Genomic DNA, 13929 nt, shown 5'->3' on the forward strand with positions numbered 1-13929 from the left:
GAGTATGGTTGCACCCTCTGCGAAGCCTTGCGGAGCCTGGCTTCGCGGCTGATGGCCGTCCGCTGGGCCGCCCCGGTTGCGCTCGGTATTTTCCCTGGTCGCGCAACACGCTGGACAACCCTAATCGATTCCGCAGCCGTGCCGTTATACAAACAGAGCGGGGGTTGTTGGTCACAAGAAATAGCGTAGGGACCGGAAAAATGGAAAAGCTGCTGGTGATTGCGGGAATCTGGACCATGTGCGCCCTGTGCGCCGTGTTTTTCATCCGCGGCGCGACAGCGCCCGACGAGCGCCGCATGAACTTGAAGCGAGCGGCGCGCAGCGAGGTGGCAGATACGGTCGGCAACTGAAGTAGCACGGCGGGTTGTTTCGATGCCCCGTGGCCGCGGTTTTGGGCCATGGCGGCTTCGTCTGCGCTCGCGCGTTGCGGGGCCCGCGGCCCGACCTGGCGCGGCGGGACTGATCGCGGCTCGTCTGATCGTGGCCCGACCGATCGCGGCCGGACTTGGCGCGGCCGGACCGAGCGCGGCCCGACGGATCGCGGCCCGCTAGATATCCAGCGGGTCGACTTCGAGATTCCAGCGCAGCACGCCACGCAATGCGCGCAGCGCGGGTTGCCACGCGTGCAGCGTTGCCTGTAGCGCGGCCCGCGACTGGCTCTCCACCAGGAGTTGCGCGCGATGCACGTTCATCACCTTCACGATGGTGAGCGGCACCGCATCGTAAGCCGTCACGCGCTGCGCGGCGGGAATCGCCGCGAGCGCGTCGGCAGCCTGGGCCAGGAACGCCAGCGCGGCCTCCAGCGTGCGCCCTTCGGCGCGCAACAGCGCCTGATACACGAACGGCGGCAGGTGCGCATCGCGCCGCTCGCCTAGCTGCGCATTCGCAAAACCCACATAGTCCTGGCGTGCCAGCGCGTGATAGAGCGCATGGCGCGGATAGCGCGTTTGCACGAGCACCTCGCCCGGCAGGCCCGCGCGCCCGGCCCGGCCGCTCACCTGCATCAGCTGCGCGAACAGCCGCTCGCTCGCCCGGAAATCGTGCGAAAAGAGCGCATTGTCGGCGTTCAGCACGCCAACGAGCGACACGCGCTGGAAGTCGTGCCCCTTGGCGATCATCTGCGTGCCGACCAGGATATCGACGTCGCCCGCGTGCACGTCGGAGAACAGCGCCTGCGCACTGCCCTTGCGGCGCGTGCTGTCGGCGTCGATGCGCAGGACGCGCGCGCCCGGCACCGCGCTCGCGAGCGCTTCCTCGATGCGCTGCGTGCCGCGCCCCATCGGCGCAATGTCGACGTTGCCGCACTCGGGGCACGAACGTGGAATACGCGATTCCCAGCCGCAGTGGTGGCAACGCAGCGCGCGCTCCGGCTTGTGGAGCACGACGTAGGCGCTGCAACGCGGGCAGCCTGCCACCCACCCGCAGGCGTCGCAGGCGAGCGTGGGTGCATAGCCGCGCCGGTTCAGGAACACGAGACTTTGCTCGCCACGCTCGAGACGCGCCTTCATCGCCGCGACCAGCGGCCCGGAAAGCCCTTCGAACGAGGCGCGCCCGCGCCGCCGCTCCTCTTCGAGATCGATGAGCTTGACGGTCGGCAGCACCGCGTCGGCAATCGCGCGGCGCGACAGTGTAAGCCGCGTGTAGCGGCCCTGCTCGGCCTGCCACCAGCTTTCGAGCGACGGCGTGGCCGAGCCCAGTACGACCGGCACGCCGAGCTGCTTCGCGCGCCAAACGGCCAGGTCTCGGGCCGAATAGCGCAGCCCCTCCTGCTGCTTGTACGCGGGGTCGTGCTCCTCATCGATCACGAGCATCGCGAGGCGCGGCAGCGAAGCGAGCACCGCGAGCCGCGTGCCGAGCACGATGCGCGCGCGGCCCGTGTGCGCCGCGAGCCAGTTGCGGGCGCGCTCGCCTTCGGCCAGCCCGCTGTGGAGCGTGACGATCGCATCGTCGGCCAGCGTGGCGGCGAAGCGCGTGCGAAAGGCGGCCTCGAACTGCGGCGTCAGATTGATCTCGGGCACGAGCACGAGCGCCTGGGCTCCCGGGTCGCGTTCGAGCAGCGCCGCGAGCGCGCGCAGATACACCTCGGTCTTGCCGCTGCCCGTCACCCCATGCAGCAGGAACGGCGCAAAGCCGCTCGCCGCGCCGATGGCGTCGACGGCTTCGGCCTGCTCGTCGCTCAGACGGGGCACGTCGGCGCCTGCATCGTCCGAAATGCGGCGCGGCTCGTTGCGGGGCACACTTGCGTCCGCGCCGAATTCGATGCGCTGGTGCTCTACCCAGCCCGACTCGCACCAGGCGTCGAGTGTCGCTATCGCCTTGGGGTGCAGCGAACGCGCCTCGGCCGCGTCGAGTTCGCCCGCCTCGACGAGCGCCTCGGCGAGCCTGCGCAGCGCCTGGGCGCGCGCGGGCAAGGCTTCGGGCAGCGCGGCGCGCCCTTCTGGCAACAAGCGGTAGCGCTCTTCGGGCGCCAGGAGGCGCGCCCAGCGCGAGGGATCACGGAGCGCCTGCGGCAGCGCCGGCAACGCGACTTCGCCGAGTCCGCGCTGATAGTAGTCGGCGGCAAAGCCAGCCAGCGCGAGCCATTGCGCCGAAAGCGGCGGGCAGGCGGCGCATACCGCGCTCACGTCGCGCAGCTTGTTGGCCGGCACGTCGCTGTGAGCATTCACTTCGCAGATGAGGCCCACCGCGTCGCGCCGCCCGAACGGCACCCGCACGAGCATGCCCGGTTCGGGCGTGCTGTCGAGCCCGTAGCGATAGTCGTAGAGCGCATCCAGCGGATGATCCAACGCCACCCGCACGTACCGTCCCGTCATCCCCGACTCCCAGGGAAGTTCCGTACGCCACCGCACAGATACGCCAACCTAAAGTAATACTTTAAATTTCGCGCTAAGTTTTGGATTCCGCAGAACAATCGCGCCCCCGAATCTGCGCCTGTGGATAACTTTGTTGAGAACTCGCCGGGCGCCGCCGCGGTGCGCCGGCGCGGGGCCGTTATGTGCGATACCGCACAGAGCGCCGTGGAGCGGCGAAAGCCTTGTCTGTCAAGGGTCTGATTGATCCAGCCCAAGGCTGGGCGACCACCTGCGACAACCTTTCGCTCTTGCGCGCCGCAACGTGGCAAGTGTGCATAAGTCAAGTCTTGACAGGACCGCAATGGCGTCTGGATGGACTCCGGGGGCCGGTCTTACCCTGATGCCGGGAGCCCAGCCCGCTGCAGCGCAACAAAACCGTCATGCGCAGGCCGCGCGAATCGCGCGGCTGTGCCGGTGCACTTCGTCCACGAGTTCGGCCACATTTTCGGGAGGCGTGAACTGCGAGATGCCATGGCCGAGGTTGAACACATGGCCGGGGTGCGCGCCAAAGCTGTCCAGGACCGCGCGCGCCTGCTCGCGAATCGCAGCCGGCGAGGCGAAGAGCACCGTCGGATCCAGGTTGCCCTGGAGCGCCACGCGATTGCCCACGCGCTCGCGCGCACGGCCCAGATTGACGGTCCAGTCGAGACCGACCGCATCCACGCCCGTATTCGCGATTTCGTCGAGCCAGAGCCCCCCGCCCTTCGTGAACGTGATCACGGGCACGCGCTCGCCGTCGTGCTCGCGCTTGAGTTGCGCCACGACATGCGCGATGTACGCGAGCGAAAAGCGCTGGTAGGCACCGTCGGCGAGCGCGCCGCCCCAGGTGTCGAAAATCATCACGGCCTGCGCGCCGGCTTCGATCTGCGCGTTCAGGTAGGCCGCCACGGCCTGCGCGTTGACTTCGAGAATGCGCTGCATGAGGTCCGGCCGCGCGTACATCATCGATTTGACCGTACGGAAGTCGTCCGAGCCGCCGCCCTCGACCATGTAGCAGGCGAGCGTCCACGGGCTGCCGGAGAAACCGATGAGTGGCACGCGCTGGCGTCCATCCGCGTTGGTCAGCGCGCGGCGGATCTCGCGCACCGCGTCCGTCACGTAGCCGAGCGTCTCGCCGATATCGGGCACCGCGAGACGCGCCACGTCTTCTTCGGTGCGCACGGGATGCGCGAACTTCGGCCCTTCGCCGGCCTGGAACGAGAGGCCGAGGCCCATCGCATCGGGAACGGTGAGGATGTCGGAGAACAGGATTGCGGCGTCGAGCGGATAGCGCTCGAGCGGCTGCAGCGTGACCTCGGTCGCGTAGTCGGGATGCTTCGCGAGACCGAGGAAGCTGCCCGCGCGGCTGCGCGTGGCGTTGTACTCCGGCAGATAACGGCCAGCCTGGCGCATCAGCCAGATCGGCGTGTACTCGGTCGGCTGGCGCAGCAACGCGCGCAGGAAAGTGTCGTTCAGGAGAGTGTGGGCCACGGGCGGATTGCGCGAAGTCGCGCCAAGGTTCGGAAGCAAGCGGCCATTTTACCGGAGCGGCCGCGGCGCCACGCCGCCGACGCGCGCAATCGGCAAGCGAAACGCCACTGAACGATAGAACCTGCATACCCAGGTAAGACCGGGCTTATCCACAGCGTATGCGAAGGCTATGATCGGACGGCTTTCAAAACATTGGATCAATCGAACCCAACTGGAGATACGATGAAAAACGCCGCCCTCGGCCTGACGATCGCGAGCGCCGTGCTGCTGAGCGCATGCGCCGCCGCCCCGTCCGCCGGAGCACCGGCCGCCGCCGCCCCTTCGCGACTCGACGATATCCTCGCGCGCGGCACGCTGCGCGCCTGCACGACCGGCGACTACAAGCCCTACTCGTTCTACAGGCAGGACGGCACGTTCGAAGGCATCGACATCGACATGACGGAATCGCTCGCGAAGTCGCTCGGCGTGAAGGCCGAGTTCGTGAAAACCTCGTGGCCGAACCTCATGAACGACTTCCTCGCGAAGTGCGATGTCGCCGTGGGCGGCGTCTCCACGACGCTCGATCGCCAGAAGCGCGCGTTCTTCACAGAGGCCTATCAGGTCGACGGCAAGACGCCGATCGTGCGATGCGCCGACGTCGACAAGTACCAGACCGTCGCGCAGATCGACAGGCCTTCGGTACGCGTGATCGTGAATCCCGGCGGCACGAACGAGCGCTTTGCCAAACAGTTCCTGCAGCATGCGACGCTCGTCCCTTATCCGGACAACGTCACGATCTTCAAGCAGATCCTCGCGGGCAAGGCCGACGTGATGGTCACCGACGCTTCCGAAACCATGCTGCAGCAGAAGCTCAATCCGGGGCTGTGCTCGGTGCATCCCGACAAGCCTTTCCAGTACGGCGAGAAAGCGTGGATGGTGCCGCGCGGCGACGTGGTGTTCCAGCAGTACGTCGATCAGTGGCTGCACCTGTCGCGCGCGAGCGGCGAGTATCAGGCAACCTCCGACAAGTGGCTCAAGTGAAGTGCTTGGCGACCGTGCGCGCCTTCCGTTGGCGGCAATGTTATGGCCCTTCGAATTGCTACCATCAGTTGCACGATGCGCCGCGGCGAGAGGCGCGCAAAGTTTGCATTCCATGCATGCGCGCCTCTTCGACGCATTGCGCATGTGCGCAGTCGGTAATTCCGTACCCATCGCATCGCCCGCTAACAACCGGGGCAACGGGCCTCCGTCCATGCGCCACGAATTCGCGCCTGCAAAGCCGTGATGAGCGCTGTCAGATAGCGTCCGACAAACCGGTAAGAATGACTGCCACCAAACGCTCAGGAATGCAAATAAGCCGCCAAAGCCTTATCTGACGGGCGTTACAACCTGAAACACTTTGTTACCGCGAACGCCAGTTAATTCGCCCACAATGCCTTCAACGGTTTCAACACGGATGTGGTTCGGTGCAAGTGTGAGCGGACACAAAGCACTCAGCCGGTCGGCACTGCGCCGAAGCCCTCTCGAGGGGCATCCTTGCTGGAGCCGTGACCGGCGTCGACGACGTTTCATGACCCGGCTCCTCCTTTGGTCTCCTCGCGCTAACCCCGTAGCGTGTGGTTTTTAGCGGGCTCCAGGCCCGCTTTTTTTTCGTCCTCATTTTCCTCGATGCTTGCTGAGTTCGCCGTGTATTCCACTGCGCGAGCCCTGTTGCGCCGCGAGATAATCATTCGGCATCCCGATTAATTCCGTGCGCTCGAGTAAAAACGCCGCGGCGTGGTGATCCGTTCGCCGCGGCCGTCGTGCTTCGGCGCGAAACCCTCAAGCGGTCCTCTGCTCGCTGATCTTCAATTCGTCGATCATGCGTGCGCGCATCACGAACTTCTGGACTTTGCCTGTTACCGTCATCGGCAGTTCGTCGACAAAGCGGATGTACTTCGGAATCTTGTAGTGGGCAATCTGCCCCTGGCAGAACGCCTGGATCTCCTCGGCCGTGGCCGTTTCGCCCGGACGCAGCACGATCCACGCACAGACTTCCTCGCCGTACTTCGCATCGGGCACGCCGAACACCTGGGCCGACTGCACCTTCGGATGGCGGAACAGGAACTCCTCGATCTCGCGCGGATAGATATTCTCGCCACCGCGAATGAGCATGTCCTTCAGGCGGCCGACGATGTTGCAGTATCCTTCGGCGTCGATCGTCGCGAGATCGCCCGTGTGCATCCAGCCGTCGACGATCGACTCTGCCGTTTTGGCCTCGTCTCCCCAGTAGCCCAGCATCACCGAATATCCCTTCGTGCAAAGTTCGCCCGTTTCGCCCACCGGCACGATATTGCCGAGCGCATCGACGATCTTCACTTCGAGATGCGGCTGGATACGGCCCACCGTGGTCGTGCGCTTGTCGAGCGGATCGGTGGTCGAGCTCTGGAACGACACGGGGCTCGTTTCCGTCATGCCGTAGGCGATCGTGATCTCGGCGAGATGCATTTTCGAAACGACGCGCTTCATCGTCTCGATCGGACACGGCGAGCCGGCCATGATGCCTGTGCGCAGCTTCGAGAGATCGAAGCGCGCGAACTCGGGATGATCGAGCTCGGCGATGAACATCGTGGGCACCCCGTGCAATGCCGTGCAGCCCTCTTCCGAGACGGCCTCGAGCGTCGCGCGCGGATCGAAGGCCTCGCCCGGGAAGACCATGTTCGCGCCCACCGAAACGCACGCGAGCACCGCGAGCACCATGCCGAAGCAGTGATAGAGCGGCACGGGAATGCAGAGCGAGTCCGCTTCGGTGAGGCGCATCGCCTGCGCAATGAAACGCCCGTTGTTGAGCACGTTGCGGTGCGTGAGCGTCGCGCCCTTCGGATTGCCGGTCGTGCCGCTCGTGAACTGGATGTTGATCGGGTCGCCCGACGATAGCGTCGCGTCGATGGCGTCGAGCCATGATGTGCCGTCACGGGCAATGCGCTCGCGGCCGAGTTCCACGATTTCGCTGAAGCACAGCATGCCGGGTGTCGACGTATCGCACATGCGGATGACCGCACGCAGCTCGGGCAGGCGCGCCGCCTGCAGCTGGCCTGGCGCCGCGGTCGCGAGCTCGGGTGCGAGCGTCTGCAGCATCTCCAGATACTTCGACGTCTTGAAGCTCTCCGCGCAGACGATCGCCTTGCAGCCGACCTTGTTCAACGCGTATTCGAGTTCGGCGAGTCGATAGGCGGGATTGATATTGACGAGCACCGCGCCGATGCGCGCCGTCGCGAACTGGGTCAGCAGCCATTCGACACGGTTGGGCGACCAGATGCCGACCCGGTCGCCCTTGACGATGCCCAGTTCGGCGAAACCGGCTGCGAGCACATCGACCTCAGCGGCGAACTCGCGCCAGGTCCAGCGGATGCCCTGCTCACGGAACACCACGGCAGGACGCTCGGGAAACCGGTTGGCCGTGTCCTGCAGGAAGGTTCCGAGCGTCGCGTCGCTGAGCGGCACCTCGGTCGTGCCTCGCACGTACGAAAGCCCGTCTTTGGGCGCGATGAGCGGCTCAGGTACACCGTGCGCGGGGCGCGCGGCTGCTGCGTCGATTGCCATGATGGCTGTCTCCTGGGGAGCGTCACTCCCACTCTTGAAATCGATGTGAAAACCATTGCGCCACCGGCTTTCCTGGCGGCGGCATCAAGTCTTGCTCGCAGTGACTTCCGTCGAACGCGGCCACGCCTTCCGAGCCGGCCGCGAACGCATGATTTGGCATTACCTTTCCGTAAACGTCAAGTATGTCAGAGCATTCTTGTCGACCACTCCGGCTCACGCCCTTTATGCCGTGTTTTTCATCGCGATGCCATCGGGCCGTGCCCGTTGATCGGCGCCGAAATGCAAAAAGGGCTCCCCGGTTGGGGAGCCCTTTTCGCTTCGGCCGTCGCGCCGCGAAGGCGCGCGTACGAGAACCAATTAGTGCTGGTTCATCTTGCGCAGGCGCTGGATCGCCGCGAGCTGCGCGACCGCGTAGGCCAGTTCGGCCTGAGCGGTGGCGTACTCGAGGTTCGAGCCCGCGTTCTGCAGCGTCTCTTCGGCGCGCTTGCGCGCTTCCGTCGCCTTCGCCTCGTCGAGATCCTTGCCGCGGATCGCCGTGTCGGCGAGCACCGTGACGGCGCCCGGCTGCACTTCGAGAATGCCGCCTGCGACGAACACGAACTCCTCGTCGCCGTCTTCCGCCACGATGCGCACGGCACCCGGACGAATGCGCGTGATGAGCGGCGTGTGGCCCGGCAGAATGCCCAGCTCGCCCGCCTCGCCCGGAAGCGCGACGAACTTCGCCTGGCCGTCGAAGATGCTCTCTTCGGCGCTGACGACGTCTACCTTGATGGTTGCTGCCATATGTGTCGACTCCTGTCGATCGGAGTGGGCGCTTGCGCGCTTGTTCCGATCCCATGCATGGCTCGGATCAAACAGTTGCGGCGGCGGGCATGCGCCAGGCGCTACCCGCCTTGTTGCCGGCAACGTGATCCTTACTGGATCTTCTTGGCCTTTTCGAAGGCTTCGTCGATCGTGCCGACCATGTAGAACGCCTGCTCCGGCAGGTGATCGCACTCGCCGCCAACGATCATCTTGAAGCCGCGGATCGTTTCCTTCAGCGGCACGTACTTGCCCGGCGAGCCCGTGAAGACTTCCGCGACGTGGAACGGCTGCGACAGGAAACGCTGGATCTTGCGCGCGCGTGCCACCGTCAGCTTGTCTTCCGGCGACAGTTCGTCCATGCCAAGAATCGCGATGATGTCGCGCAGTTCCTTGTAGCGCTGCAGCGTCTGCTGCACGCCGCGCGTGATCGAGTAGTGCTCTTCGCCGATCACGTTCGGGTCGATCTGGCGCGAGGTCGAATCGAGCGGGTCGACTGCCGGGTAGATACCCAGCGAGGCGATGTCACGCGACAGCACGACGGTTGCGTCCAGGTGGCCGAAGGTCGTAGCCGGCGACGGGTCGGTCAGGTCGTCCGCAGGGACGTACACGGCCTGAACCGACGTAATCGAGCCCTTCTTGGTCGACGTGATGCGCTCTTGCAGCTTGCCCATTTCTTCGGCCAGCGTCGGCTGATAGCCCACTGCCGAAGGCATACGGCCGAGCAGTGCCGACACTTCCGTGCCAGCCAGCGTGAAACGGTAGATGTTGTCGACGAAGAACAGCACGTCGAGGCCTTCGTCACGGAAGTGCTCGGCCATCGTGAGGCCCGTCAGCGCGACGCGCAGACGGTTGCCCGGCGGCTCGTTCATCTGGCCGTACACCAGCGCGACCTTGTCGAGAACGTTCGAGTCCTTCATTTCGTGGTAGAAGTCGTTGCCCTCACGGGTACGCTCGCCCACGCCCGCGAACACGGAGAAGCCACCGTGCTCCTTCGCGATGTTGTTGATGAGCTCCATCATGTTGACGGTCTTGCCCACGCCAGCACCGCCGAACAGACCGACCTTGCCGCCCTTCGCGAACGGGCAGATCAGATCGATAACCTTGATGCCGGTTTCGAGCAGTTCCGCCGACGGCGACAGCTCGTCGAACGCCGGAGCCTTCTGGTGGATCGCACGCGTCGTTTCGCTGACGATCGGGCCTGCTTCGTCGATCGGGCGGCCGAGCACGTCCATGATGCGGCCGAGCGTCGGCTTGCCGACCGGAACGCTGATGGGGTTGCCCGTGTTCTTGACCACGGTGCCGCGGCGCAGGCCGTCGGAAGCACCCAGACAGATGGTGCGGACAACGCCGTCGCCCAGCTGTTGCTGCACTTCCAGGGTCAGGTCCGACCCTTCGAGAATCAGCGCGTCGTAGATCTTCGGCATGGTCTCGCGCGGGAATTCCACGTCGATCACCGCGCCGATGCACTGTACGATCTTGCCTTCTACCAAAGCAGTTGTACTCATCGATTTTCCTTTAGATACCTGAATTCTTCACTCGCCCACCGGTTCGGCACCGGCGCGGCACCGACGCGGTTTCGCAATCGGTTCGCGCTTGTCGCTCGATCAAACAGCGGCTGCGCCGCCGACGATTTCCGAAAGTTCCTTCGTAATCGCGGCCTGGCGGCTCTTGTTGTACGAGAGCTGCAGCTCGTTGATGACCGTCTTCGCGTTGTCCGACGCCGCCTTCATCGCCACCATGCGGGCCGACTGCTCCGATGCCATGTTTTCCGCCACGGCCTGATAGACCAGGGCTTCGACATAGCGCACCAGCAGTTCGTCCACGACGGTTTGCGCGTCCGGCTCGTAGATGTAGTCCCACGCCGACTTCGGCGTCGTGCCGTCGTCATTCGCTTCGAGGCGCTCGGCAGACAGCGGCAGCAACTGCTCGATCACCGGCTCCTGCTTCATCGTGTTGACGAAGCGCGTGTACGCGAGGTACACGGCGGAGAGCTTGCCTTCCGCGTACTGGTCGAGCTGCACCTTCACGGCGCCGATCAGTTTTTCGAGGTGCGGCGTGTCGCCGAGTTGCACGACGTTCGAAACGACCTTCGCGCGCAGTCGGTTCAGGAAACCGAGGCCCTTGCTGCCGATCGCGGTTGCTTCGATCGACTTGCCGGAGGCTTCGAGATCCTTGAACTTCTGCAGTGTCGCGCGCAGCACGTTGGTGTTCATCCCGCCGCACAGACCCTTGTCGGTCGTGACGAGAATCACGCCGGCGACCTTCGAATCGTTGTTTTCCGTCATGAACGGATGACGATACTCGGGGTTCGCACGGCTCATGTGCGCAGCGATGTCGCGGACCTTGTCGGCATACGGGCGGGCGGCGCGCATGCGCTCCTGGGCACGGCGCATTTTCGACGCCGCGACCATTTCCATCGCCTTGGTGATCTTGCGCGTGTTTTGCACGCTCTTGATCTTGCCGCGAATTTCCTTCATTCCAGCCATAGCTTGCTCCTTTGTCGGCCCGAGCTAGCGCGAAAGCGCCAACTCGGGCCCAGTCCGTTTATCGTGGTTGATTCCCGGACGGATCAATATGCGCCGGACTTCTTGAAGTCCTTGAGAGCCGCATGCAGCGCGTTCTCGTCGTCCTTCGCCAGGTCCTTCTTGTCCTCGATGCGCCCGATCAGGTCGGCCTGCTTCGACTTCAGGTATTCGCGCAGGCCCTTTTCGAACGGCAGGACGTCCTTCACGTCGATGTCGTCGAGATAGCCGTTGTTCGCCGCGAACAGCGCAACAGCCAGTTCCCACACCTGCAGCGGCTGATACTGCGGCTGCTTGAGCAGTTCCGTCACGCGGCGGCCGCGCTCGAGCTGCTTGCGGGTCGCTTCGTCGAGGTCCGATGCGAACTGGGCGAATGCAGCCAGTTCACGGTACTGCGCGAGGTCGGTACGGATACCGCCCGACAGCTTCTTCACGACCTTGGTCTGTGCCGCGCCACCCACGCGCGACACCGAAACGCCGGCGTTGATTGCCGGGCGGATGCCTGCGTTGAAGAGGTCGGTTTCCAGGAAGATCTGGCCGTCGGTAATCGAGATCACGTTCGTCGGAACGAACGCGGTCACGTCGCCGGCTTGCGTTTCGATGATCGGCAGTGCGGTGAGCGAACCGGTCTTGCCCTTCACTTCGCCGTTCGTGAACTTCTCGACGTAGTCGGCCGACACGCGCGCGGCGCGCTCGAGCAGACGCGAGTGCAGATAGAACACGTCGCCGGGGTAAGCTTCACGGCCCGGCGGACGGCGCAGCAGCAGCGAGATCTGACGGTATGCCCAGGCTTGCTTGGTCAAGTCGTCATAGATGATGAGGGCGTCTTGACCGCGGTCGCGGAAGTATTCGCCCATCGTGCAGCCGGCGTACGGCGCGAGGTACTGCAGCGCGGCCGATTCCGAAGCCGAAGCGGCAACGACGATCGTGTACTCGATCGCGCCCGTTTCTTCGAGCTTGCGCAGCACGTTCTGGATCGACGAAGCCTTCTGGCCGATGGCGACGTAGATACAGATGAGGTCCTTGCCCTTCTGGTTGATGATCGTGTCGACGGCCACCGCGGTCTTGCCGCACTGACGGTCGCCGATGATCAGCTCGCGCTGGCCACGGCCGATCGGCACCATCGAGTCGATCGACTTCAGACCCGTTTGCACCGGCTGCGAAACGCCTTCACGCCAGATCACGCCCGGAGCGATCTTTTCGATCGCGTCGGTCATCTTCGCGTTGACCGGGCCCTTGCCGTCGATCGGGTTGCCGAGCGGATCGACCACGCGGCCGATCAGTTCCGGGCCGACCGGCACTTCGAGAATGCGGCCCGTCGTCTTGACGATGTCGCCTTCCGAGATGTGCTCGTACTCGCCCAGAATCACGGCGCCGACCGAGTCACGCTCGAGGTTCAGCGCGAGACCGAAGGTGTTGCCCGGGAATTCGAGCATTTCGCCCTGCATCACGTCCGACAGGCCGTGGATACGCACGATACCGTCGGTCACGGAGATCACGGTACCTTGATTGCGAACGTCTGCGCTCGCTTCAAGGCCCTGGATCCGGCTCTTGATCAGCTCGCTGATCTCAGAGGGATTGAGTTGCATTATTCGCTCCTGATGTTCAATTCTGTTGCGTGCCAGCCGCCGCGCCCTTGGTCGGGGCGCTCAGGCGCTCAGGCTGTAAGCGCCGCCTGCATGCTGGCGAGCCGCGCGCGGACCGAGGTATCGAGCACTTCGTCGCCGACCGTGACGCGCACGCCGCCGATGAGCGACTTGTCGATTTCGACGGCCGGGTTCAGCTTGCATTTGAACCTGCGTTCGAGGCTGGCGACGAGATCGTTCAACTGCGCGCCTTCCAGCGGGAACGCGCTGACGATAATCGCGTCTGCGGCCCCTGCTTTGGCGTTCTTGAGCGCTTCGAACTGCGACTGGATTTCCGGCAGCAGTGCCAGGCGGTGATTTTCGATCAGCATCCGCACGAGGTTTTTGGCCTCGGCCGACTCCTTGACCGGCGACTTCACCGCCGCGAGCAGCAGCTCGGCGACCTGGGGCTGACTCACCTTCGGGCTCGTCGCGACCGACTGCACCTCGGGCAAGGCCGCAACCTGTGCCAGCTCCGCGACGAGCGTGGACCAGGCGGCGGTGTCACCAGCTTCGGCCACGCCAAACAATGCTTCTGCGTACGGGCGGGCGATGGTTGCAAGTTCGGCCATGATCAGAGCTCGGCTTTCAGTTGATTCAGCAGTTCGGCGTGGGCCGACTGATCGACTTCGCGCTTCAGGATCTGCTCGGCGCCTTGCACAGCGAGGGCCGCGACTTCGGCGCGCAGGGCTTCGCGTGCCTTCACGACCTGCTGGTCGGCGTCGGCCTTCGCTTGAGCGATGATGCGTGCCGCTTCGGCGTGTGCCTGGGCCTTGATTTCTTCTGCGACGGCCAGCGCGCGCTTTTCAGCGTCGGCGATACGGCTTTGACCCTCGTTACGGGCGGTAGCGAGCTCTTCGCCGACGCGCTTGTGCGCCGCTTCGAGTTCCGCCTTGCCCTTTTCCGCAGCGGCGAGGCCGTCTGCGATCTTCTTCGAGCGCTCGTCGAGGGCGTTGATCAACGGCGGCCACACGAACTTCATCGTGAACCACGCGAGGATCAGGAACACGACCATTTGCGCAAACAGGGTTGCGTTGAGATTCACGGTGTTTCCTTAATCGTTGCTATTCCGGGGAATTGAAACGGCAAGGCGCT

Annotated in this window: 11 protein-coding genes; 2 read left to right on the forward strand and 9 right to left on the reverse strand. The window is 64.6% G+C overall.

The window, feature by feature from the left end:
* Positions 1-200 precede the first annotated feature (200 nt).
* On the forward strand, positions 201-350 hold the full coding sequence (locus BMI01S_RS41860; protein ID WP_167334411.1) for a hypothetical protein: 150 nt from the start codon (positions 201-203) through the stop codon (positions 348-350).
* Between the two features lie 198 nt (positions 351-548).
* On the opposite strand, the gene BMI01S_RS06510 is transcribed toward BMI01S_RS41860, so the two are convergent.
* Complete coding sequence (locus tag BMI01S_RS06510) at positions 549-2813, reverse strand: primosomal protein N' (protein WP_028213220.1); 2265 nt, start codon at positions 2811-2813, stop codon at positions 549-551.
* A 417-nt stretch (positions 2814-3230) separates the two neighbouring features.
* Complete coding sequence (gene hemE, locus BMI01S_RS06515; RefSeq protein WP_028230508.1) at positions 3231-4322, reverse strand: uroporphyrinogen decarboxylase; 1092 nt, start codon at positions 4320-4322, stop codon at positions 3231-3233.
* Positions 4323-4544: 222 nt separating this feature from the next.
* Between hemE and BMI01S_RS06520 the strand changes: the two genes are divergently transcribed.
* Entirely contained in the window at positions 4545-5342 is a 798-nt protein-coding gene (locus tag BMI01S_RS06520; RefSeq protein WP_028213222.1) for a transporter substrate-binding domain-containing protein, read from the forward strand.
* Between the two features lie 780 nt (positions 5343-6122).
* Here the strand turns inward: BMI01S_RS06520 and BMI01S_RS06525 are convergent.
* From BMI01S_RS06525 to BMI01S_RS06555, 7 genes are all read right to left on the reverse strand, one after another.
* A complete protein-coding gene (locus BMI01S_RS06525) occupies positions 6123-7883 on the reverse strand; it encodes an AMP-binding protein (RefSeq protein ID WP_042288686.1) in 1761 nt (586 codons plus the stop codon).
* Between the two features lie 357 nt (positions 7884-8240).
* Complete coding sequence (locus BMI01S_RS06530) at positions 8241-8666, reverse strand: F0F1 ATP synthase subunit epsilon (RefSeq protein ID WP_028213224.1); 426 nt, start codon at positions 8664-8666, stop codon at positions 8241-8243.
* 131 nt (positions 8667-8797) lie between these two features.
* On the reverse strand, positions 8798-10192 hold the full coding sequence (gene atpD, locus BMI01S_RS06535) for a F0F1 ATP synthase subunit beta (protein WP_028213225.1): 1395 nt from the start codon (positions 10190-10192) through the stop codon (positions 8798-8800).
* A 99-nt stretch (positions 10193-10291) separates the two neighbouring features.
* Positions 10292-11173, reverse strand: coding sequence for a F0F1 ATP synthase subunit gamma (gene atpG, locus BMI01S_RS06540; RefSeq protein ID WP_028213226.1), 882 nt, complete (start codon positions 11171-11173; stop codon positions 10292-10294).
* A gap of 83 nt (positions 11174-11256) precedes the next feature.
* Complete coding sequence (gene atpA / locus BMI01S_RS06545; RefSeq protein WP_028213227.1) at positions 11257-12798, reverse strand: F0F1 ATP synthase subunit alpha; 1542 nt, start codon at positions 12796-12798, stop codon at positions 11257-11259.
* Between the two features lie 68 nt (positions 12799-12866).
* Entirely contained in the window at positions 12867-13406 is a 540-nt protein-coding gene (locus BMI01S_RS06550; RefSeq protein WP_028213228.1) for a F0F1 ATP synthase subunit delta, read from the reverse strand.
* A gap of 2 nt (positions 13407-13408) precedes the next feature.
* Positions 13409-13879 carry a F0F1 ATP synthase subunit B gene (locus BMI01S_RS06555; RefSeq protein WP_028213229.1) on the reverse strand — a complete coding sequence of 157 codons (471 nt, stop codon included), beginning with the start codon at positions 13877-13879 and terminating at the stop codon, positions 13409-13411.
* Between the last annotated feature and the right edge of the window lie 50 nt (positions 13880-13929).

The sequence above is a fragment of the Paraburkholderia mimosarum LMG 23256 = NBRC 106338 genome (assembly GCF_000739815.1).
GTDB lineage: Bacteria > Pseudomonadota > Gammaproteobacteria > Burkholderiales > Burkholderiaceae > Paraburkholderia > Paraburkholderia mimosarum.

Excerpts from the sequence above, each read along its gene's own strand:
- atpG (WP_028213226.1), bottom strand. The coding sequence starts at position 11,173 with ATGGCTGGAATGAAGGAAATTCGCGGCAAGATCAAGAGCGTGCAAAAC.
- BMI01S_RS06520 (WP_028213222.1), top strand. The coding sequence starts at position 4,545 with ATGAAAAACGCCGCCCTCGGCCTGACGATCGCGAGCGCCGTGCTGCTG.
- BMI01S_RS06525 (WP_042288686.1), bottom strand. The coding sequence starts at position 7,883 with ATGGCAATCGACGCAGCAGCCGCGCGCCCCGCGCACGGTGTACCTGAG.
- BMI01S_RS41860 (WP_167334411.1), top strand. The coding sequence starts at position 201 with ATGGAAAAGCTGCTGGTGATTGCGGGAATCTGGACCATGTGCGCCCTG.
- BMI01S_RS06510 (WP_028213220.1), bottom strand. The coding sequence starts at position 2,813 with ATGACGGGACGGTACGTGCGGGTGGCGTTGGATCATCCGCTGGATGCG.
- BMI01S_RS06530 (WP_028213224.1), bottom strand. The coding sequence starts at position 8,666 with ATGGCAGCAACCATCAAGGTAGACGTCGTCAGCGCCGAAGAGAGCATC.
- atpD (WP_028213225.1), bottom strand. The coding sequence starts at position 10,192 with ATGAGTACAACTGCTTTGGTAGAAGGCAAGATCGTACAGTGCATCGGC.
- atpA (WP_028213227.1), bottom strand. The coding sequence starts at position 12,798 with ATGCAACTCAATCCCTCTGAGATCAGCGAGCTGATCAAGAGCCGGATC.
- BMI01S_RS06550 (WP_028213228.1), bottom strand. The coding sequence starts at position 13,406 with ATGGCCGAACTTGCAACCATCGCCCGCCCGTACGCAGAAGCATTGTTT.